The sequence below is a fragment of the Hymenobacter sp. BT559 genome, from assembly GCF_016427535.1.
Lineage (GTDB): Bacteria > Bacteroidota > Bacteroidia > Cytophagales > Hymenobacteraceae > Hymenobacter.
Genome location: NZ_JAELXV010000003.1, coordinates 888088 through 909246 on the forward strand (window position 1 = coordinate 888088; position 21159 = coordinate 909246).

The window sequence follows — 21159 nt, forward strand, 5'->3', positions numbered from 1 at the left end:
GAATAAAGAAAGCGGGCGTCTAAACCAATTGGTTTAGGCGCCCGCTTTCTTTATTCAGCTTTCGGAAACTGACCTGGCCGGGCGTAGCCGAAGCGCTGCGGCGGTGATACGGCGTGGTAGCCATCGAGCCCCGAAATGACGGCCTCGCCCAGCGCCACCAGGTCAAGCGTGCCATCGGGGCGCAGGCCCTCCTCGCGCAGGTACACGTGCTCTACGGTGCCCACGAGCAGCACGGTACCGTTGAAAATGGGGTGCTCCTCGCGCAGCCGCAGCCCAATGCTAAGCGGGCTTTCGGCCACGTAGGGCGCCGGAAAGCCATCGCGGTGCACGGCCGTAAAGCCGCACTCTTCAAACTCCGACACCTGGTCGTCGAAATTAGCCGACGTGTAGTGCGCCTGGGCTACTAGGCTCAGTGGCACGTGGTTGAGCGTGTAGCAGCCTCCATTGTCCTTAATATTTTGGTAGGTATGGCGCGGCACGGTATTGGGCCGCGTTACCATGCCCAGCACGGCCGGGTCGGACCCTAGGTGCAGTACTGAGCTGAAAATGGCCAGGTTAGTTTGGCCATCGGGCGCAGCCGTACCCACCAGGTTGGCCGGCTTGTAGCCTGGCAACCCATTGACAAGGTTGAGGCGATAGATTTTCTCGAAGGCCGAAATGTCGGCGGCGGTTATATGGACCACAGATTCAAACGGATTTTTAGGATTTAACGGATACGCCCGCCTACGGCGGGCTGACTATACCCGCGAAAAGCGATTGGCTAAGAAAGCTACCTAGGCTTGAGGGCTTACCACGTCGAGGCACAGGCGGTTGCGCTGCAAGTGCAGCACCAGCGTGATGATGTAGAGCCCGTACACGAGTTGGTCGCCTACCAGCGTCCACTTTTCAAGTAGGCTGCTGCCGAAGACTAAGCTCATTATCACGAGCATGGCAGCTATTAGGGCCGGCCGCGTAAAGAGCCCCAGCAGCAACAGCACGCCGATAGCACCCTCTACAAATGGCAGCGCCGTGGCAAACGCGCTCACCAGGGCCGGCAGCAGCGGGGCGGCGGCAAACTCCTTCTCGATGCCCGCCCGAAACACGGCTAACTTGGGGATGCGCACGAGCCCGTGCATCAGAAAATTGAGACCTAGGAGCAGGCGCCCCAGCACAAAGGCAAGCTCGAAGTTGTTGAATTTCATATAAAAAGAAAGCGGCGAACCTACTGATTCGCCGCTTTCCGCTAAATGGTTACAAGCCGTTACTTGACACTGGCTGCCCAAGCGTCCATTTTCTTTTCGAGCACGGCCAGCGGCATCGAGCCATCTTTCAGCAGCTCGTCGTGAAAGTCGCTGAGCTTGAACTTGCTGCCAAGCTGTTTTTCGTACTTCGTGCGCAGCTCCCTGATTTTGAGCTGCCCGATTTTGTAGCCCAGCGCCTGGCCCGGAATAGCCATGTAGCGCTCGATGGCCGAGGTGGCTTCGTCGGGCGTGGTGCTCAGGTTTTCGAGCAGGTAGGCAATGGCTTGCTCGCGCGTGAGCTGGCGCGAGTGCAAGCCGGTATCTACCACTAGGCGCACGGCGCGCAGCATTTCGTCGCCCATGGCGCCCATGCGCTGGTAGGGGTCTTTGTAAAGACCTAGCTCGGGCCCCAGGCTTTCGCAATACAGTGCCCAGCCCTCCACGTAGGCCGTCTGAAAGCCAAAGCGCCGGAACTTGGGTAGGCTGGTATTCTCCTGGGTCAGCGAAATCTGATAATGGTGGCCCGGAATAGCCTCGTGCAAAAACAGCGATTCCATGCCTGAGGTAGTGGCAAACTTGGTGGCGTCGGGAATGGGCACGTAGAAAATGCCCGGCCGCGAGCCATCAGGCGAGCCCTGGTTGTACTCCGCCGACGCCGAGGCTTCGCGAAATTTCTCGGTTTCGCGAATCTCAAACGGCGTTTTGGGCGTGCGCCCAAACATCGTTTTCAAGTTGGGCAGCATCCGCTGGTGAATGTCCTCGAAGGCCGCCAGCACCTGCTGCGGCGTTTTGAAGGGTCGAAACTTAGGGTCGGTGTTTAAGTACTTGAAGAAAGCCTTTAGGTCGCCCTTGAAGCCAACTTCGGCCTTAATCTGCTCCATCGAAGCTCGAATGCGCGCTACCTCGGCCAGCCCAATCTGGTAGATTTCGGCGGGCGTTTTGTCGGTGGTCGTCGCGTATTTTACCTCGTAGGCGTAGATGTCCTTGCCGCCGTTTACCGCGTCGATGCCGCTTGTGGCGCGGGACTTGGGCAGGTATTCGGTCTGCAAAAAGGTACCTAGCTTCTTGTACGAGGGTACCAACTCTGTGAGAATAGCCTTCTTGTAAGCTTCCGTCAGGCGCGTTTTGTCGGCGTCCGAAAAGTCCTTAGGCAGGCTAGCTATCGGGCCGTAGTACAGGCTCTTGGTTGGGTCAGTTACTACGATGTCTTTGGCCAAGAGCTGCGGCACCATGCGCACCACTAGGGCGCGCGGCAGCACCACGCCCGCCTTCAGACCCGTGCGGAAGTTGGCAATGGCCGAGTCGGTCCAGGCCGTGAAGCCGTGCACGCGCCCGAGCCAGTTGTCGTAGTCCTGCACTGTTTTGAAGGGCTGGATGCCCTGCCCCGAGCCGTACTGCCCTAGGGTGATGGGCAAGCCATAAAACTGATTGGCCGGTATCATCCAGCTGTTTAGCTTGAGCCCCGCCAGCCCGTGGTTCATCTCATACTGAAAGATATCGTAGCTGATTTTGTCGTTCGCATCCAGCTTCTCGCGGTCAAATTTTTGCAGCCGCGTGAGGTAGCCCTGGTAAAAATTGCGCAGCGTGTCGCGGAAGGCCCGCGCCTGGTTGTTGGGCAGCTGGTCGTTGTAGCGGTTGTCGCCGTAGGCCGTGGCATCGAGCGGAAACAGCTGTGAGTTTTTCTCCCAGTAGCTGTCAAACAAGGCATTGAGGTCCTTGTCACCGCTGGTAGTGGCCGTAGTTTCCGAGCTGGTTTTATCAGAAGAGGTAGACGACTGGCAGCCCGCCAGCCACAGGGCAGCAGCGGCCAACGCCGCCTGCGCGAGGTATTTCATGGAAGCGAAGTAAATTAAATCTGATAAGACAGGGCGGTGCCCGCGTCTTTGCCTAGGTTAGCCTCAAACTCGTCGAGCTTCTTAAGCGTGCCGCTGATGTTTTCGGTCAGCAGCACTACCACCGAGCCTTCGGGGGCCGTGGCCAGCACGTGGTCGATGGCGTCCATCTCATTTTCGATGTAGGTGATGGGCACTTCGGGCTTGTCGAGGCGCAGGCCGCGCGTCATTATCTCCCGCAGGAACTCCGCCGACTTGCCGCGCAAATCCCGGTCTTGGCGCAAGATTATCTCATCGAAGATGCGCCCTGCCACGCGCGAGAACCCTAGGGTATCCTCGTCGCGCCGGTCGCCGAGGCCGCTCACTACCCCAATTTTGCGGGTGGCCGGGGTAGCTTCCATAAACTCGGCAAAGCGCGTGATGCCCGCCGTGTTGTGGGCGTAGTCCACGATGACCTCGAAGCGCGGAAACTTGTAGCTGTTCATGCGCCCCGGCGTTTTGGTAGCCGAAGGGATGAAGGTGCGGAACGCTGTCTTAATCGCATCCTTGTCGAAGCCCGCCAGGTAGCCCGCCAGCGCGGCAGCCAGCGCATTCTCGATGTTGAAGGTGGCGCGGCCCCCTAGGGTCACCGGAAACTCCAGGGCCCGGTCGATGCGCAGCTTATAAGAGTTCTTGTAAATCGTGACGTAGCCTTCCTCGTACACCGCCGCCACGCCGCCAGCCTCCACGTGCTCCTGAATGCGTGGGTTGTTCTCGTTCATCGAGAAGTACGCCACCTTGCAGTCGAGCGTGCGGCCCATGTCATACACTAGGTCGTCGTCGGCGTTGAGCACCGCCCAGCCGTGCTTGGGCACGGTGCGGGGTACCACGCTTTTCACGGCCGCCATTTCCTCCACAGTGTAGATGTCGCGCAGCCCTAGGTGGTCGGCGGCCACGTTGGTCACCACTGCAATGTCGCAGCTATGGAAGCCCAGGCCCGAGCGCAGCATGCCGCCGCGCGCCGTTTCGAGCACCGCATAGTTCACAGTAGGGTCGCGCAGCACAAACTCGGCGCTCTGCCCGCCCGTGCAGTCACCCTTCTGCAGCTGCACGCCCTGAATGTAAATGCCATCGGTGGTCGTGAAGCCAACCTTGTAGCCGGTGCTGCCGACCAGATGCGCAATCAGGCGTGTGGTTGTCGTCTTGCCGTTGGTGCCCGTGATGGCGATAATCGGGATACGCGCCGTGGAGCCGGCCGGGAAGAGCATGTCAATAACCGGTGCGGCCACGTTGCGCGGCAGCCCGTCGGTGGGGGCAATGTGCATGCGGAAGCCCGGTGCCGCGTTTACTTCAATCACCGCGCCCCGCGTCTCGTTCAGTGGAATTGCGATATCGCTGGTGAGCAAGTCGATGCCGCAAATGTCGAGCCCCACTATGCCTGCCACGCGTTCGGCCAGCAGTAGGTTATAGGGGTGAATGAGGTCCGTAACATCGGTAGCCGTGCCGCCGGTGCTGATGTTGGCCGTGCTCTTGAGGTACAGCGTTTCGCCGGCCGGCAGCACCGATTCTAGGGATAGTTCCTTGCCCTTCAAAATGTCCAGCGTGTGCTGGTCGGCCTTGATGGAGGTTAGTACCTTTTCGTGGCCCACGCCGCGGCGCGGGTCCTCGTTTACTTTATCAATGAGCTGCTGAATGGTGCGCTCGCCGTCGCCGGTTACGGCGGCGGGGGTGCGCTTGGCCGCCGCAATGAGCTTGCCGTTCACCACCAGCAGGCGGTAGTCGTCGCCCTGCACGTACTGCTCCACTATCACGGCCCGCGAGTAGGCCTTGGCCGCTTTCAGGCCTTCCACCGCATCTTCCCAATTGGTAATGCGAATAGTAGCCCCCTTGCCGTGGTTGCCATCTAGTGGCTTAGTCACAATGGGGAAGCCTAGTTCTTCGATGGCGTCGCGCAGGCCATCTTCTGAATACACTGTGGTGCCGCGGGGCACGGGCACGCCGCCATCGGCCAGCATGGCCTTGGTGCGGTTCTTATTGCCGGCCACCTCCACGCTCGCGTGCGAGGTTAGGTTGGTGGTCGTGGCCCAGATGCGTCGTTGGTTTACGCCGTAGCCAAGCTGAATAATGTTGCTATTCTTGAGCTGGATGTAGGGGATGTTGCGCGAGGCGGCCTCGGCCACAATGCTCCAGGTGCTAGGTCCAAAAAACTCCTCTTCCCGAATATCGTGCAGCTCGTCAATAACCGGCTTTAGGTCGAAGGCCTCACCCTTGGCCAGGGCCTCTACCAACTCTACGGCAGCCTGCGCTGCGTAGCGGCCCGCCCGCTCCTCCTGGTAGGCAAATACTACGTACTCCACGCCTTCCTCACGAGCGGGATAGCTTTTGCCCCAGAACACCGGCATGCCGGCCTGGCGCTGCAGCTCCAGCGCCACGTGCTGAATAACGTGCCCTAGGGGCTCGCCGTCGGCTAGCTGCTCCTGGGTGAGGGGAGGGTGCTTAGCCAGCTGCTTGTTGGAGTGGCGGCCCGGCGCGTGCGGCTGGCCCAGCTGGGGCAGCAGGGCCGTGAGGCGCTCGGCAAAGCCATCGAGGGTATTGCTCCATTCGCCGGCAAGTTCTCCCAAATCAACTTTGCACACAATCAGTCGGAGGTGCTTCACCGACCAATAGCTCGGGCCGCGCATCGTGCGCAGGTCAATAATCTTCATATAAGCAAGTCAGGAAAAAGCCGCTAGTTTGGCCAGCGGATTAGCAATGTAGGCACCATACGTTGATAGCGCCCTATATACGCACAAAGCCCGCAAAAGAGGCATTACTAGCTAACTGGCAAGGATGCACCTGTAAGTAACCTGAACACTACTGATTCAGCTAGATGCCGCCGTTCAGCAGTATTTTGGAGCACTTCCTTGTTGTTTAATGTCTTCTGAAATTGCTACTCCGCTTACGCCCGTTGCCGGTGCAAAACCTTATTTCCCGGCGCTGACGGGTTTACGTGCCCTAGCAGCCTGGCTTATTTTTTTTCATCATGTCAATTCCTTCGAGCTCAAAAGCCTGCCCGAACGTATTACCGGCGAGTTTCACCTAGGGGTTACGGTATTTTTTGTACTAAGCGGCCTGCTTATCGGGGTGCGCTACGGGCGCCAGCTAACCCTATCGCGCCAGTGGTTAGTCAACTATGTTCGCCACCGCTTCGCCCGCATCTACCCGCTCTATTTTCTGCTTACCTGCTTGTACTTTGTGGTGTACCAGTTGGCTCCGCAATACGATAACACAGGACTCTTTACTGAGTCGCACCTACCAGGCAAGGCATTGGTGATAGGCATGAACCTGACTCTGCTACGCAGCTGGTTTACTGGGTTTCGATTCACGGGCATCTACACTGGCTGGACGCTGACCGTGGAGGAGTTTTTTTATCTGCTGGCGCCTTTTCTCCTGCTGGGTCTGCGGCGTCGGCCGGCACGCTTGCCGTTATATGTTGTAGGCTTCGTAGCTATCGGCTGCGCGTTAGTAGCCTTGCCCGCCCCCTTTCACCGGTTTGGATTCATGCCTACTTACACATTTATGCTAGCGGCTACTTTCTTTGGCCGTAGCTTCGAGTTTCTAGGGGGTATTTACCTTGCGCTACTATGGTTGCGCCAAGCGCCTGTATTGGATTGGCTTGTCCGACACGTTTCCTGTACTGCAGTAGGAGGGGCCTGGGTATTAAGCTGCCTGGGGCTGCTGGTACTAAATCATGCACTGCCTTGGAGCAACGAGCAGGCTGATTTGGGCCGTATCGTTATCAATAATCTGTTAGTCGTGCCTGGTATTTGCCTACTGCTGTACGGCCTGATGCACGAGTCTACTTGTTTGGGGCGCTTACTTAGTAGTCAGCCTTTCGACTTGTTTGGTAAAGCTAGCTACGCGTTCTACCTGATTCATGCCGAATTGCTCGACCGCTTCCTCATCCTGCACGTCACTACCAGCCTACCCCTGCGCTTTTTTATTACCAATGCGCTGGCCATTGCCCTTTACAAGGGTGTCGAAGATCCCTTACACCGGCTGCTGGCGCCACCTAGGGTAGCAAGCAGCGCTACTAAAAAACAAACCCCCAGGTAAGCAGCTAGCTTTCTGGGGGTTTAGTTGAGGTAACGGGCGGATTCGAACCGCCGTAGGAGGTTTTGCAGACCTCTACCTAGCCACTCGGTCACGTTACCGGCTTGGGCGGGCAAAGGTACGAAAAAAGACCACATTGCCAAAATTACTCGCCTAAATGCTGGAAATACTTACATAAAAAAAGCCCCGGCCTTTCGACCGGGGCTTCTTAGTTACCTTAATTCAAGGACTTACGAACCTTGAATTTCAGCGTTGTCGGGCGAGTTGCCAGCCAGCGGGGTGCCAGCTTCGGCGCGCGCCTTCAGGCGGTCTTCGCCAGCCTGGCGCTCGGCACCAGCAAGCTGGTCGCGCAGGGCGCTCAGGGCGTCGAGGTCACCTAGGGTGTTCTTCTCGGCGGGCTTCTTGAGGTCGCTCAGTTTGCCTTCGCCTTGGGCAGCGCCGCCAGCGGGGGCCTTCTTAGCAAACTTCGAGTTAGAAGCGCGGTTGCTCTCATCCTCTTTGTTGTACACCGCAGTGTGCGACAGCACGATGCGACGGTCATCTTTCGAGAACTCGGTAACGCGGAAGTCGAGCGACTCGCCGTTTTCGGCGTTCGAGCCATCCTCTTTCACCAAGCCTTTGGGGTAAGCGAAGCCCTCGATGCCGTAAGGCAGTTCGAGTACAGCGCCACGGTCCGACTTCTCGGTGATGGTAGCCTTGTGTACCGAGCCGGGGGTGAACACCGTCTGGAAGGTATCCCAGGGGTTTTCCTCCAGCTGCTTCACACCTAGGGCCAGGCGGCGAGCGGGCATGTCAAGCTCCAGTACTACTACGTCGAGCTTGTCGCCAACTTTAACCACCTCCGAGGGGTGCTTAATTTTCTTGGTCCACGACAGGTCCGATACGTGCACGAGGCCGTCTACACCTTCTTCCAGTTCTACGAACAGGCCGAAGTTGGTCAGGTTGCGCACGGCGCCGCTGTGCTTGGTGCCTACAGCAAACTTCTCAGCGAAGTCGCCACGGGTCCACGGGTCTTCGGTCAGTTGCTTGATGCCGAGGCTCATCTTGCGGTCTTCGCGGTCGAGGGTCAGTACTACTGCCTCTACCGTGTCGCCCTGCTTGATGAAGTCCTGCGGGTTGCGCAGGTGCTGGCTCCAGCTCATTTCCGATACGTGGATGAGGCCTTCAACGCCCGGTACCACTTCCATGAATGCGCCGTAGTCGGCTACGTTCACGATGCGGCCCTGAACACGCGAGCCAGGACCTAGGTCGGCCGGCAGCGAATCCCATGGGTGAGGCGTCAGCTGCTTCAAGCCCAGCGAAATACGCTTCTTGGCTTCGTCGAAGTCCAACACAACCACGTTGAGTTTTTGGTCGAGCTGCAGTGCTTCGCTCGGGTGAGCGATGCGGCCCCACGAAATGTCCGTGATGTGCAGCAGACCATCGACACCGCCGAGGTCGATGAACACGCCGAAGTTGGTCATGTTCTTGATGTTGCCTTCCAGAATCTGACCTTTTTCGAGGTTGTTCAGGATGGCTTCGCGCTGCTGCTCTAGGTCCTTCTCGATGAGGACTTTGTGCGATACAACCACGTTGTCGAAAGCGGCGTTGATTTTCACCACTTTCACTTCCATGCGGCGACCAACATAGATGTCGAAGTCGCGGATGGGCTTCACGTCAATCTGCGAGCCGGGGAGGAAGGCTTCAACGCCATCCATCTCCATGATGAGGCCGCCTTTGGTGCGGCGCTTCACCACGCCTTCCAGCACAGTATCATTCTCCAGAGCCGCATAAATAGCGTTCCAGGCCTGCTTGATTTTAGCTTTCTTACGGCTCAGGATGAGCTGGCCGTTTGCATCCTCTTGGTCTTCGATGAATACGTCAACCTCGTCGCCCACTTTCAGTTCGGGCAGGTCACGGAATTCGCTCAGCGGCACCAAGCCGTCCGATTTGAAGCCGATGTTCAGGATAACATCGCGGTCGGTGATACCTACCACGGTGCCTTTAATTACCTCTTCCTCCTGTACGGTGGTGAGGGTGTCGCCGTAAAGCTTTTCCAGCTCGGCGCGTTGCTCGGCGTTGTAGTTACCACCAAAGCCGCTGGCTCCGACATTGTCCCAGTCGAAATCGTCAACCAATTCTGCCATGTAATAGCAGGTTCCTAAGCTACTGAACGCCACACCGGAACCTAGGGCGGGGCGCATTTTGAGTTGGTTCCGAAAGAAAAATCTTCCGACCTGCCGCCTTGACAGGGCCGCAAAGGTACGGATTTTCAGTGAGTTTAGCAAATAGGCAAGCAGATTTTCAACGAGGCCAGACTCGCTTAGGCTCAAGGCTAAGCTGCCAATCGGAGTGGTCTTGTGGTGGAGTATCAATATCAATGACGTGCTCAGCCAAGAAGGGCACTTCTGCTCCTAGGCGGAGATAGAAATCATCTTCAAAATCTAAGCAGGCTGGTTGGTTATCAAGGATGCCGATATAAGTATCACCAATCTTCTCTTTGACGATAACCCACATTCTTTCTCCCACTACATCTATCGTCCTCTCATCATCAACTTCAATGTCAAATATTAGTCTTGCCGCTTGCCCGCGTTTTATAGCCTGTCTAGCTTCTAATGCAGGAATCCAGAAGCTATCGCCATACTTGGCATGTGATTCTTCGGCAGAGCGCAATTCCCAATAATCAGTTTTTATCGTTGGCTTCCGCATAAGATAGTTATACTAGTCACAATAGACGACATGAGAGCTACCTGAAAAATAAGGAGTTAGCAAGCTGCGAAGTAGCAACCTCACCACCCGTTCACTGGAGTTGCCGTATTTGCTGGCGTGCTATCTCAATAAGCACCATTATATGGAAAAACTCGTGCTCATCCGCCACGGTGAAAGCCAATGGAACCTCGAAAATCGCTTCACTGGCTGGGCTGATGTGGACCTGACCGATACTGGCCGCCAACAGGCGCGGCAAGCGGGGCAGATTCTGAAAAAGAACGGCTACACCTTCGACCAAGGCTTTACGTCGGTGCTGCGGCGGGCCATCAAAACGCTTGACTACGTGCTTGATGAGATGGACTGCATGTGGATTCCGATTCAGAAGTCGTGGCGGCTCAATGAGCGCTTCTACGGTGCGCTGCAAGGACTAAACAAAGCCGAAACAGCCGAAAAGTATGGGGCTGACCAGGTGCAGTTATGGCGGCGCGACCCGCACGCGCTGCCCCCGGCCGTTACGCGCGAAGACCCGCGCTTTCCGGGCCACGATATTCGATATAAGCACTTAACGGACCGCGAATTGCCGCTGACCGAAAACCTGAGTTCGACCATGGAGCGGGTAATGCCCTTCTGGACCGAGCGCATTGTGCGGGCCATGCGCCACCAGCAGAAGGTAGTGGTGGCGGCCCACGGCAACAGCATACGGGCGCTTGTGCAATACATCGACAAGCTTTCGGATGAGGAAGTGACCAAGCTAGAAATCCCCACCGGTGTGCCCCTGGTGTATGAGCTAGATGACAACTTGAACCGCATCAAGCACTACTACCTGCAGTAACAGAAAGAAGCTTAAACGTTGTAGTCCAAGCTACTGCTATTCGGGCCTCTTGATTAAGCGGCTAACCAGCAGTGCCCCAACGGCTAGCAACGAGCCAGTGGCCACGCGTCGCCAGCGCTTAGTAGCGGACGATTCGTAGGCTTTGCCGCCCGCCAACTCGGCCGTTACGGCGTTGAGGGACTTTACTTTATTGGCGAAGTCGCCCGCTAAGCGGTTGCGGATAACGGTCATTTGTTCTAGCACTTCGTCGAGTTCTTCAGGTAGAGTTTCTTCGAGTACGGCGCGTAGGCGCTTGCCCACGGTGGGCGACTTGCCATTGGTAGAAACGGCTACTTTGAGCTGGCCTTTCACGACGACCGAGGAAAGGTAAAAATCGCACAAGGCAGGCGTATCGGCCACGTTCACGAGCAGGCGGCGCTGGTGGGCGGCGGCCACGATGGTGCGATGTAGGCTGGGGTCGTCGGTGGCGGCAAAAACGATGTCGTGCGCGTCTAGGTCGGTTTCGGCGTAGGCGCGCGCCAAGAGTTGCACGCGGGGGTGCCGGGTGGCCAGTTCGCGCAGTTCGGCTAGCATGGTGATGCTAACCACGGTTACGGCTGTTTCGGGACTGTTGCGTAGGATGGCGGTTAGCTTTTCCAGCCCTACATTGCCTCCGCCCACGAGTAGCGCGCGCAGGTTTTCGAGCTTCAGAAAGGCCGGGAAAAGTGGATTTTGGTCGGGCATAGAGCGAAGGTAGCGGCGAGCCGCAACGTATGGTGTGCCAGGCCTAGGTCGTTTTACGCCGTGGCAAGCCGCTGGCTTTGGGGCGTGGGCACGGCTACGAACTGCTCTAGGCTTGCCTCGCAGGTAGGGCAGCAGTACGTAGCCAGCGCAGTAAACGGGGTGCCGGGAGCAATGCCCTGGGTCTCGTCGCCATACACCTCATCATACACCGTGAGGCAGCGCTGGCATTGGTAAAGCGGCGCGGTAGTGGGGGAGGCGGCCGTGACGGTTGCCGTTTCTTCGGGAAGAGGGGGTAGGGCCGGGGCGCTTTGCAATTCGTAGAAATAATCGCAGAGCTGCGCTAGGTACCACGGCAGGTTATCGCGGTTTACTTTTTTGCGAAAGCTGATAAAATCCTTGTTGTTAGGATTGAAGTCGCGGGTGTGCAGAATCTCGTATTGCTCGGCGTGCAGGCCGGTCTGGGTTAGGTTATCGAAGTGGCGGCGGACGACGATGGAGCCGAATAAGCCGGTTTTGGGCTGCGTTTTAATGGCAAAGCACAGCTGGTACGTGCGAATATCCTCCTCATTGAAGTAGCGCACTAGCTCGTGTTTCAGGGCCAGGCCGTGGGCGCAGTGGTCTTCGACTTGCCAGTTGAGCTCGTTGGCAGCGTGGCGCACATTGATGCGGTGCCGGCGCAGCACCACGTCCCAGAGCGGCCGGTCGGCCAGGTCGATGCCTTTAATAATGAGCGATTTCCAAGGTGTGGTGCACAGCTGACCTAGGCGCGTTTGGAGGCACAACTGGCAGATGTCCTTGAGGAAAGCTACCGAAAACTGCTCATCGCGCCGGTAGATGCCCAGCCACAGTTTGCTGCCGTAGCGGTTGAAGCCCTCGTAGTAGGGCAGCGTGAACGTGGGTAGCGCGAGGGGCGCAGTAAGCGGCTGCAATACGAAGGCCTGGCTGGCGCTCACCAAGCTGTGCAGCAGTGCCCCGTTGGCAGCGGGCTGGTCAAAGAATAGCTCCTTGTTCGCGTAAATGACGCGCTCCACGGCGCTGCTCAGGCCCGGAATATCCTCGGAATACACCAGCGCCGGCCAGTAGTAGAGCACATTGGTTTTGGGGAACCGCACGTAGCAATACCAGTAGTTGCTGGTATCCGAAGAGATGAAATTGAGATTGCCGGTGAAGAAGGGAACGAAGGTCTGGTTGTGGTCGATGAGATTGATTTTCAATCGAGGGTGAAAATCGAATAAGTCCAGAATGTCCTTGTACACGCCTTCGCGCAGCCACGTCGTGTTGTGAAACACGTCTTCGACCACATAGGAACTGCTGATGTTGGGGTGCAGGTCAGCATCGACTTCGCACAGAATATTGGCCTGAGCTAGGGCCTGCACCAAGGCGCGCCGCTGTGCAGTGGCCACCATAAAAAGCAACTGCTGGCGATTACCAAACTGGATATGCTCGACCTCCGCCGCCTCGGCAGCTTCGAGGATGGTGAGCAAATCGCCAGCTGGCACGATGCCGCCAGGTAGGTTGACTTTGACGGTATGGGTCGGAGTCGGCATGGGGTTTCGCCCGTAAAAGCAAGGCGCGTTACCTAGAAAATAATTAGCTCACTGTCACTAGGCTCTCCTCCAAAAGCCGTTGCACTTCGGGCCGGCACGAGCCGCAGCCGGTGCCCGCGCCGGTGGCGGCGCACAGTTCGGCGAGGCTGCCGCAGCCCGTGGCAATGGCTTGGCGCAGGTTGTCGGTGCCCACGTTGTTGCAGCTGCACACGAGCTTGCCGAGCACGGGCGTGGCGGGGGTGCCGCTACGCAGAAGCTGCAAGCGCTTATCGCTCAGCTCGGTTTTATTGGCAATGAGCTCGCGGTATTCCTGAAACTCATTTTTGTCACCGATGAGGATGGCACCCACCAGCCGGTCTTGGTGGATGATACACTTCTTATAGTAGCGCTGCGCCTGGTCGATGAAAACAATCTCTTCGTAATCAGTGATATTCGAGCGCTCGGGCAGGCCGATGCTGCACAAGTCGAAGCCATGAATCTTGATGATATTCATGAAGGTGCTGCCGCGGTATTGGCTGGCCACGTCGCCACTGAGGTAGCGGGCCAGCACGGCGGCCTGCTGCTCGGCGGCAGCCGTAATGCCGTAGAGCGTGCCTTCAAACTCAGCGATTTCGCCTAGGGCATACACGCTGGGGTCGCTGGTTTGGAGGTGGGCATCGACCACTACGCCGCGCTTGCAGGCCAGGCCGCAGTCGCGGGCCAGCTCTAGGTTGGGCACGGTGCCAATGGCCAGAATCACGGCGTCGCAGGCTAGGCGGCGGCCGCTTTTCAGGCCTACCCCCGTGAGGCGGGCGCGGCCGTAGTAGAGCTCCACCTCGTCGTTGAAGTAGAGGTCGCAGCCCTGGTTTTCCATTTCCTCTTGCAACAGCTGGCTGCCGAGCTGGTCGAGCTGCCGGTCCAGAAACCGCGACGTGCGCTGAATCACGGAGACCTTAGTACCCACTTCGCGCAGCGAGGCCGCCATTTCGAGACCTAGAAGGCCACCGCCCACTACTACCACGTGCGCCTCGGCAGGCAAGTGGTTTTTGAACTCGTCGGCGTCGGTGCGGCTGCGCATCGTGAAGATGCCGGGCAGCGTGGGCACATGGCGAGGCATGGCCGCCCGGCTGCCGGTAGCCATGAGCAGCACATCGTAGTCGGTGCGCTGGCCGCGCGAGTCGAGCACGTATTTCTCGGCCCGATTTACGGTTTCGACGCTCACGCCGCGCAGCAAGTCAATGTTGTAGGCGGGCTCTTCGGTGTCCTGCATTTTCACCAGCTGCGCCCAGTCCTGGTGGCCGCTGATGTAGTCGGGCAGCATCACCCGGTTGTAAAAGGGGAAATCTTCCTTGCTGAAAATGGTGATGCTATCTTCTTGATTGAGCTCGCGGTAGGACTTGACAAAGCCGTAGGCTGCTGCGCCCGCCCCGATAATGACAATACGCTGCGTGGGCTTCTCATACTTCACCACCTGCACCGCGCAGTACTTAAAATCGGGTTCCTTCGAGATGGGGTCGAGCGCACTCGAGGTAACGTTGTTGGCGCGGTTCAGGTCGGACCCTAGGAGCTTGCCCCAATGGATGGGCAAAAATACCACGCCCGGCCGGATGCCCGCTGACAGCCGTGCCGCCACGCGCACCTCGCCGCGGCGCGACTGCACAGTGACGAGGTTGCCCTCACGCACGGCCAGCGCTGCCGCATCCTGCGGGTTCAGTTCGAGGAAAGCCTGTGGCAGGTGCTTGCTGAGCTTGCTGACCCGGCCCGTTTTGGTCATGGTGTGCCACTGGTCGCGGATGCGGCCGGTAGTCAGGATGAAGGGGAAGTCCTCATCCGGCGCCTCGCTACGGAAGGTGGCCGCGACGGGGTGAATAACCGCTCGCCGTGACGGCGTATAAAACTGTTGGTCCGTGAATAAACGCGCCGTGTCGGGCGCGGCTTGGCTGGCGCGGTAGGGCCACTGCACCGAGCCACGCTCGCGCAGAATACTGTAGTTGAGGCCCGTGCTATCGAGGCTGGTGCCCGCCGTGAGGCGAATGTGCTCTAAGTAAATTGCCTCCATCGACGGGTAGTCGAAGCCCTGGAAGCCCATAGCCCGCGCAAAGCGGCAGATAATTTCGGCGTCGGGCAGGGCCTCGCCGGGCGCCGCCGCCACCCTAGGTAGGTAGCTGATGCGGCGCTCCGAGTTAGTCATGGTGCCCTCTTTTTCAGCCCAGGCAGCAGCGGGCAGCACCACGTCGGCGTAGGCCAGGGTTTCGGGCTTGGTGCTGACCTCCTGCACTACCACGTACTTGGCTTTGGCTAGGGCCGCTTCGGCCTGGCGCACGTTGGGTAGGCTGGTGAGCGGGTTGGTGCAGATTATCCAAATGGCTTTGAGGCGACCATCTTCCAAGGCCTCAAACATCTCGGTGGCCGTGTAGCCGGGCGTGGCCGCCAGCGGCCCGCTGCCCCAAAACTGCTGCACCTCGGCGCGGTGCGCCGGGTTGTTGAGGTTGCGGTGGGCGGGTAGCAGGTTGCTGAGGCCGCCGACCTCGCGCCCGCCCATGGCGTTGGGCTGGCCGGTGAGCGAAAGCGGCCCCGCGCCTGGCCGCCCAATCTGTCCCGTGATGAGGTGCAGATTGAGCAGGCTCAAATTCTTATCGACCCCGACAGCGCTCTGATTCAAGCCCATCGTCCACATCGACATAAACGCTTTTGCACCCCCTAGGTAGCTTGCCGCCAGCCGAATATCGGCCTCGGGCACGCCGCACAACTGCGCCGACTCGGCTAGCGTGCGCTCAAATACTACCTCGCGGTAGGCTTCGTAGCCCTCGGCGTGCTGCTCAATAAAGGCTAGGTCGATGTCGCCGTTTTCAATGAGGGCGCGCCCTAGGGCCTGGTTTAGCACCACGTCGGTGCCGGGGATGAGCTGCAAATGCAAGTCGGCCAGCGCGCAGGTATCGGTGGCGCGCGGGTCGATGACGATAATTTTGGTATCGGGATTGGCGGCTTTGTGGGCCTCTACTCGGCGCCACAGAATGGGGTGGCACCATGCCGGGTTGGCGCCCGCAACGAGGAAGCAGTCGGCTAGCTCAATGTCGTCGTAACACACCGGCACACTGTCTTCCCCTAGGGCCATTTTGTAACCCACCACGGCGCTGCTCATGCACAGGCGCGAGTTGGTGTCAATGTTATTGCTGCCAATAAAGCCCTTAATGAGCTTATTGATAACGTAGTATTCTTCCGTCAGGCACTGCCCCGAGGCGTAGAACGCTACCGAGTCGGGCCCATACTGCTCGATAAAGGTCTGGAATACCGCGGCAGTGCGCTGTAAGGCCTCGTCCCAGCTCACACGCTGGAGGGGGCGGCTTTTGCTGTAGCGCATCTGCGGGTACAGCAGCCGCTCGCTACGGTCGTTGACGGTGTATTGCAGGTTTAGCCCCTTGCTGCACAGTGCGCCTTTGTTGACGGGGTAGGCAGGGTTGCCCACCACGGCCACGTCGCCGTTTTTGAGCGGCTCGACCAGCACTCCGCAGCCCACGCCGCAGTAGCAGCAGGTGGAAGGAACCGTAGTAGTGGAAGGAGTGGGCATAATACTAATAGATAATCTGTTCGGGCAGGGTACCCCACCCCTGGCCCCTCCCCTCCGGGAGAGGGGAGCCTAGCGCCAACGGGTGTTAGCGAACGTGACCAATCGTCAGGCTCCCCTCTCCCGGAGGGCAGGGGCTGGGGTAATCTCCTATTAAGCCAGCGCCAACTCAGGCGCTGCTTCTGTCGATTCTTTCACCACCAAGCGCACTAGCAGCACCAGCGCGCCCACGGCCGCTACCCCAAAGCCGATGTAGAGAAAGGCTTGGCTGTAGCTGATAGCCGATGATTTGAACAGAAAGCCTACCAGCATGGCACCTAGGTTGCCGCCCGCGCCCACCACGCCGCTCACGCTGCCGATGGCTTCCTTCTTCACAAACGGCACGATGGAGTAGGTGCAGCCGTTGGCCATTTTAAGGAACAGCGCGAAGCCCAGCATGGCCACAATGGCGAGCGTCAGGCTAGGAGCGAGGGCAAAAAAGGCAATTCCAATGCCTTCAAAGACGAGTAGTGCGCTAAGCAGCATCCACTTGCCTTTGATGCCGTAGGCTCGTCCGGCGCGGTCGGCCACGATGCCCCCTAGGCCGCGGGCGAAGATGTTCATAAAGCCGAAGATGCCCGCCAGTACGCCCGCTGCCACCAGTGTGGCCCCAAAGTGGTCGACGAAGTATACGGCTGCCACGTTGTCAATCGTGATTTCGATGCCGAAGCATGCGCCGTAGGCCAGGGCTAGCAGCCAGGTGCGGTAGTCGCGCAGGGCTACCAGGAAAGTGCCCTTCTTCTTGGTAGGGGTAGCGCGCTCGATGTCGGCGTAGTTGCCGCGGGGCGTGTCTTCGGTGTATTTATAATACAACACGGCCATCACCAAGAGGACAACACCCGGCACCACCATGGCCAGGCGCCACGAGTTGGCCTTGTCCACGTAGCCCAAGCTCACGAATGCGGCGGCTACCAGCGGCATCAGCATATTGGCGATGCCGCCACCTAGGTTGCCCCAGCCGCCCGCTACAGCATTAGCCGTGCCCACGATGTTGGGCGCGAACATCATTGACGTGTGAAATTGTGTGATAACGAACGATGCCCCGATGATGCCAATGGCAAGGCGGAATAGCAGGAAGCTCTGGTAGCTGTTGCTCAGGCCAATAAGCATGACCGGTAGCGCGCCGACCGCCAGCAGTAGCGTGTAGGCCAGCCTAGGTCCGATGGTGTCGCAGAGCTTGCCCATGAGCAGGCGCGCCAAGATGGTGGCCGACACTGAGGCAATCACGATATTGCCAACTTGCCCTTTGTCGAGGTGCAATTGCTCACGCACCAAGGGCATGAGTGGCGCAATGCCGAACCACCCAAAAAAGCAAAAGAAAAACGTGAGCCAGGTCAGGTGAAACGTGCGCATCTGCACGCCCTTAGTAGCGAAAATATTGAGCCTATTCAGCGGCTGCTGCGTGGTAGTCGTGGCATCCATAAGCGGGGAAGTAGCGCGGGCTTTAAGTCCGCGAGTGAAACACTAGGTTGGGTTAGGCGGGCGGACTAAAAGTCCGCGCTACAGCACATCAGGCCCAGCCGATGTACACCACATCGTCTTCAACCTTAATGGGATAGGTTTGGATGGAACATTCGTCGGCGTTGAGGCACTCGCCGGTGAGCAGCGAAAACGTGCGTTTGTGGTAGGGGCAGGCCACCTTGGGCTCGCAGGCCTCGCCGGTGCTGCCTATCATGCCGCGCGCCAGTATCATTTGCTGCTTGTGGGGACACAGGTTTTGGGTGGCGTACCACTCGCCGCGCCGGGCAAAGTTGAAAATGGCTACCTGCTCGCCTTCCACCAAGGCGCAGGCCCCGCCGTCGGCGGGAATGTCGGCGGCCTGGCACACGGGCAGCCAGGTAACTTCCGTTAAAGTTTCCATGTGATTAGGTAGTTAGTTGGGTATGAGCAGGGTGTAGTGCAAGGCGAACGCCTCGCGCTACTGGCCTACCAGGCCTTCGACATCTTTTGGCCGCGCATGTCGGCAAACTCCATCGTGGGGTCCTTGGCCTTGGGCGCGTTCACGAAATGGGTGAATTGCTTGCGCAGCTCGGGGTTTTCCACCACTTCCTTCCACTCGCAGTGGTAGTTGTTGATGAGCAGCGCTAGCTCGGCCTCCAGGTCGGCACAGATACCTAGGCTGTCATTTACTATGACGTTGCGCAGGTAGGCAATGCCGCCGTCCATCTTGTTGAGCCAAGTGGCGGTGCGCATTAGCGGGTCGGCGGTTTTGATGTAGAACATCATGAACCGGTCGAGATACTTGATAAGTGTTTCCTTGTCGATGTCGCTGGCCAGCAGCTGGGCGTGCTGGGGCTTGGCACCGCCGTTGCCGCACACGTAGAGGTTCCAGCCCTTTTCAGTGGCGATTACCCCGAAGTCTTTGGCCTGGGCCTCTGCGCACTCGCGCACGCAGCCGCTTACGCCGCTCTTTAGCTTGTGGGGCGAGCGAATGCCCTTGTAGCGATTTTCGATTTCGATGGCAAACGACACGCTGTCGTGCAGGCCGAAGCGGCACCAAGTGCTGCCCACGCAGCTTTTCACGGTGCGCAGGCTCTTGCCATAGGCGTGCCCACTCTCGAAGCCTTCGGCGATTAGCTCTTCCCAAATGTTGGGCAGGTCGCTCACGTGTGCCCCAAACATATCGATGCGCTGGCCGCCCGTAATCTTGGTGTAGAGGTTGTACTTATCGGCAATGCGGCCGATGGCCATTAGTTGCTGGGGCGATACCTCGCCGCCCGCCATACGCGGCACCACCGAGTAGCTGCCGCCCTTCTGGATGTTGGCCAGGTAGCGGTCGTTGGTGTCCTGGATAACGTTTTGCTTAACAATCAACTCATTCCAGAGTCCTGACAAGATGCTGGCCACTGCCGGCTTGCACACCTCGCAGCCATCGCCGGTGCCAAAGTGGTCGAGGGCGGCGTCGTAGCTTCGGATATTGTTGATGTGCAGCAAATCAATCAGTTCCTGGCGCGAGTAGTCGAAGTGCTCGCACAGCACGTTTTTGATGTAGGCGCCCTGCGCCGTGAGCGTGCCGTTGATGAGGTCCTTCACCATCGGGATGCAGCCGCCGCAGCCAGTACCGGCCTTGTTGCACTTCTTCATGGCGTCCACGCTGGTGGCGCCTAGGTCGGTCACGGCGTTGCAAATCATGCCCTTGGTCACGGCTTCGCACGAGCAGACCAGCGCCTCGTCGGGCAGGCTCATCACGCCCGCCCCAGCCTCGGCTTCGCCGCCGCGGGCACCTAGGATAAGGTCTTCGGGGTGCGGCGGCAGGGCGATTTTGTTGTTCACCGTTTGCAGCAGCATGTTATAGGCCTCGGCATCGCCGATGAGCACGCCGCCCAGCAGGTACTTGCCGTCGGGGCTGATGTTGATGCGCTTGTACACACCGCTGTGCGCGTCCTCAAATACGATGCTGCGGCTGTGCGGCTCCGCAATAAACGGGTCGCCGAAGCTGGCCACATCTACCCCAATCAGCTTGAGCTTGCTGCTCATGTCGTAGCCCGTGAAGGCCCGCGCCCCTTGCAGCAACTGGCTCACTACCACCTCGGCCATGTCGTAGCCGGGCGCCACCAGACCGTATATCATGCCGCTGTGCAACGCGCACTCGCCGATGGCGAAAATGCGGGAGTCGCTGGTGCGCATCTCATCATTGACTACGATGCCGCCGCGCATGCCCACCTCCAGGCCCGCCAGCTTGGCGAGTTCGTCGCGGGGCCGAATGCCGGCCGAAATCACCAGCATATCCACCTCCAAGATAGAGCCGTCGCCGAAGTGCAGCGAGTCAATCTTACCCTCGCCGCCAATGTGCGACGTGGCTTTGCTGAGGTGAATTTTCAGCCCTAGGGCCTCTAGCTTGGTTTGCAGCATGGCGCTGCCAGCCGTATCTATCTGCCTGGGCATCAGGCGTGGCGCAAATTCTACCACGTGGGCATCGGCCACGCCCAGGTCGAGCAGGGCCTTAGCAGCTTCCAGGCCCAGCAGGCCGCCGCCCAACACCGCGCCGCTACGGGCGGTGGCGGCGTAGGCTTTTATCTCGTCGAGGTCCTCGATGGTGCGGTACACCATCACGCCCTTTTTCTCCACGCCCGGCACATCGGGCACGAAGGCCGACGAGCCAGTGGCCAGTACCAGGTAGTCGTAGGGCTGCACGAGGCCGCTGCGGGCGTGCACGGTGCGGCGGCTGCGGTCGATTTCCTGCACGGCATCTCCTAGGTGCAGCGTGATGCCGTGGTCGTGGTACCACTGCGTGGGCGCCATGAGCAGGTCATCGGCGGTTTTGCCGCCGAAGTACTCGCTTAGGTGCACGCGGTCGTAGGCCACGCGGGGCTCTTCGCCGAATACAACGAGGTTAAAAGCGGTCGACTTGGCGAGAAGCTTCTCGCAAAACTTATAGCCGACCATGCCATTGCCAACAACAACGACGGTGGGAGTTCCCTGCGGTGCCATACTAACCAATTAGGTATAGATAGAAAATGAAAGGCGGAGGCGAGGGGTGGGGAGGGGGAAGAAGAGTGTATAGGCTGCTCCTAAAAAGTATTTTTTCAGAATTACCCCCTCTTTTAGAAAGGGTACTTACGCCTTATATGACAAACATAATAAACAACCCCCTATAAATTGAGGGTCACTTTATAAAAATTAATATTAATTTTTATAAAGTGACCCTCAATTTATAGGGGGT

14 protein-coding genes and 1 tRNA gene are annotated in these 21159 nt (G+C 58.6%); 2 read left to right on the top strand and 13 right to left on the bottom strand.

The window, feature by feature from the left end; genetic code table 11:
- Nucleotides 1-50: 50 nt before the first annotated feature.
- The 4 genes from JAO77_RS14465 to cphA all read right to left on the bottom strand — a co-directional run bounded on the left by JAO77_RS14465 (nucleotide 51) and on the right by cphA (nucleotide 5736).
- On the bottom strand, nucleotides 51-683 hold the full coding sequence (locus JAO77_RS14465) for a flavin reductase family protein (protein WP_198991045.1): 633 nt from the start codon (nucleotides 681-683) through the stop codon (nucleotides 51-53).
- Nucleotides 684-773: 90 nt separating this feature from the next.
- A complete protein-coding gene (locus JAO77_RS14470; RefSeq protein ID WP_198991046.1) occupies nucleotides 774-1181 on the bottom strand; it encodes a DoxX family membrane protein in 408 nt (135 codons plus the stop codon).
- A gap of 59 nt (nucleotides 1182-1240) precedes the next feature.
- Nucleotides 1241-3055: a DUF885 domain-containing protein gene (locus tag JAO77_RS14475; RefSeq protein WP_198991047.1), complete on the bottom strand. Its 1815-nt coding sequence runs from the start codon at nucleotides 3053-3055 to the stop codon at nucleotides 1241-1243.
- A gap of 14 nt (nucleotides 3056-3069) precedes the next feature.
- On the bottom strand, nucleotides 3070-5736 hold the full coding sequence (gene cphA, locus JAO77_RS14480; protein WP_198991048.1) for a cyanophycin synthetase: 2667 nt from the start codon (nucleotides 5734-5736) through the stop codon (nucleotides 3070-3072).
- A 208-nt stretch (nucleotides 5737-5944) separates the two neighbouring features.
- Between cphA and JAO77_RS14485 the strand changes: the two genes are divergently transcribed.
- The gene (locus JAO77_RS14485; protein ID WP_198991049.1) at nucleotides 5945-7126 is read left to right on the top strand and encodes an acyltransferase family protein; all 1182 of its coding nucleotides are present in this window, start codon (nucleotides 5945-5947) and stop codon (nucleotides 7124-7126) included.
- A 27-nt stretch (nucleotides 7127-7153) separates the two neighbouring features.
- Here the strand turns inward: JAO77_RS14485 and JAO77_RS14490 are convergent.
- The 3 genes from JAO77_RS14490 to JAO77_RS14500 all read right to left on the bottom strand — a co-directional run bounded on the left by JAO77_RS14490 (nucleotide 7154) and on the right by JAO77_RS14500 (nucleotide 9775).
- Nucleotides 7154-7224 (bottom strand) — tRNA-Cys (locus JAO77_RS14490).
- A gap of 129 nt (nucleotides 7225-7353) precedes the next feature.
- Nucleotides 7354-9249 carry a 30S ribosomal protein S1 gene (gene rpsA / locus JAO77_RS14495; RefSeq protein ID WP_198991050.1) on the bottom strand — a complete coding sequence of 632 codons (1896 nt, stop codon included), beginning with the start codon at nucleotides 9247-9249 and terminating at the stop codon, nucleotides 7354-7356.
- Nucleotides 9250-9406: 157 nt separating this feature from the next.
- Nucleotides 9407-9775, bottom strand: coding sequence for a hypothetical protein (locus tag JAO77_RS14500; protein ID WP_198991051.1), 369 nt, complete (start codon nucleotides 9773-9775; stop codon nucleotides 9407-9409).
- Between the two features lie 178 nt (nucleotides 9776-9953).
- Between JAO77_RS14500 and gpmA the strand changes: the two genes are divergently transcribed.
- Nucleotides 9954-10643 carry a 2,3-diphosphoglycerate-dependent phosphoglycerate mutase gene (gene gpmA / locus JAO77_RS14505; protein ID WP_198991052.1) on the top strand — a complete coding sequence of 230 codons (690 nt, stop codon included), beginning with the start codon at nucleotides 9954-9956 and terminating at the stop codon, nucleotides 10641-10643.
- Nucleotides 10644-10679: 36 nt separating this feature from the next.
- On the opposite strand, the gene JAO77_RS14510 is transcribed toward gpmA, so the two are convergent.
- The 6 genes from JAO77_RS14510 to nirB all read right to left on the bottom strand — a co-directional run bounded on the left by JAO77_RS14510 (nucleotide 10680) and on the right by nirB (nucleotide 20927).
- Nucleotides 10680-11366: a precorrin-2 dehydrogenase/sirohydrochlorin ferrochelatase family protein gene (locus tag JAO77_RS14510; RefSeq protein ID WP_198991053.1), complete on the bottom strand. Its 687-nt coding sequence runs from the start codon at nucleotides 11364-11366 to the stop codon at nucleotides 10680-10682.
- A 53-nt stretch (nucleotides 11367-11419) separates the two neighbouring features.
- Nucleotides 11420-12913, bottom strand: coding sequence for a rubredoxin (locus tag JAO77_RS14515; protein WP_198991054.1), 1494 nt, complete (start codon nucleotides 12911-12913; stop codon nucleotides 11420-11422).
- 43 nt (nucleotides 12914-12956) lie between these two features.
- The gene (locus tag JAO77_RS14520; protein ID WP_198991055.1) at nucleotides 12957-16460 is read right to left on the bottom strand and encodes a nitrate reductase; all 3504 of its coding nucleotides are present in this window, start codon (nucleotides 16458-16460) and stop codon (nucleotides 12957-12959) included.
- Between the two features lie 150 nt (nucleotides 16461-16610).
- Nucleotides 16611-17918: an MFS transporter gene (locus tag JAO77_RS14525; protein ID WP_198991056.1), complete on the bottom strand. Its 1308-nt coding sequence runs from the start codon at nucleotides 17916-17918 to the stop codon at nucleotides 16611-16613.
- An 88-nt stretch (nucleotides 17919-18006) separates the two neighbouring features.
- Complete coding sequence (nirD, locus tag JAO77_RS14530; RefSeq protein ID WP_198991057.1) at nucleotides 18007-18357, bottom strand: nitrite reductase small subunit NirD; 351 nt, start codon at nucleotides 18355-18357, stop codon at nucleotides 18007-18009.
- Between the two features lie 65 nt (nucleotides 18358-18422).
- Nucleotides 18423-20927 carry a nitrite reductase large subunit NirB gene (nirB, locus tag JAO77_RS14535; RefSeq protein WP_198991058.1) on the bottom strand — a complete coding sequence of 835 codons (2505 nt, stop codon included), beginning with the start codon at nucleotides 20925-20927 and terminating at the stop codon, nucleotides 18423-18425.
- Nucleotides 20928-21159: the final 232 nt, after the last annotated feature.

What these genes read in the sequence shown, in the direction of transcription:
- nirB (WP_198991058.1), bottom strand. Translation starts at nt 20,927, where the DNA reads ATGGCACCGCAGGGAACTCCCACCGTCGTTGTTGTTGGCAATGGCATG.
- rpsA (WP_198991050.1), bottom strand. Translation starts at nt 9,249, where the DNA reads ATGGCAGAATTGGTTGACGATTTCGACTGGGACAATGTCGGAGCCAGC.
- JAO77_RS14515 (WP_198991054.1), bottom strand. Translation starts at nt 12,913, where the DNA reads ATGCCGACTCCGACCCATACCGTCAAAGTCAACCTACCTGGCGGCATC.
- JAO77_RS14510 (WP_198991053.1), bottom strand. Translation starts at nt 11,366, where the DNA reads ATGCCCGACCAAAATCCACTTTTCCCGGCCTTTCTGAAGCTCGAAAAC.
- gpmA (WP_198991052.1), top strand. Translation starts at nt 9,954, where the DNA reads ATGGAAAAACTCGTGCTCATCCGCCACGGTGAAAGCCAATGGAACCTC.
- cphA (WP_198991048.1), bottom strand. Translation starts at nt 5,736, where the DNA reads ATGAAGATTATTGACCTGCGCACGATGCGCGGCCCGAGCTATTGGTCG.
- JAO77_RS14475 (WP_198991047.1), bottom strand. Translation starts at nt 3,055, where the DNA reads ATGAAATACCTCGCGCAGGCGGCGTTGGCCGCTGCTGCCCTGTGGCTG.
- JAO77_RS14470 (WP_198991046.1), bottom strand. Translation starts at nt 1,181, where the DNA reads ATGAAATTCAACAACTTCGAGCTTGCCTTTGTGCTGGGGCGCCTGCTC.
- JAO77_RS14525 (WP_198991056.1), bottom strand. Translation starts at nt 17,918, where the DNA reads ATGGATGCCACGACTACCACGCAGCAGCCGCTGAATAGGCTCAATATT.
- JAO77_RS14485 (WP_198991049.1), top strand. Translation starts at nt 5,945, where the DNA reads ATGTCTTCTGAAATTGCTACTCCGCTTACGCCCGTTGCCGGTGCAAAA.
- JAO77_RS14520 (WP_198991055.1), bottom strand. Translation starts at nt 16,460, where the DNA reads ATGCCCACTCCTTCCACTACTACGGTTCCTTCCACCTGCTGCTACTGC.
- nirD (WP_198991057.1), bottom strand. Translation starts at nt 18,357, where the DNA reads ATGGAAACTTTAACGGAAGTTACCTGGCTGCCCGTGTGCCAGGCCGCC.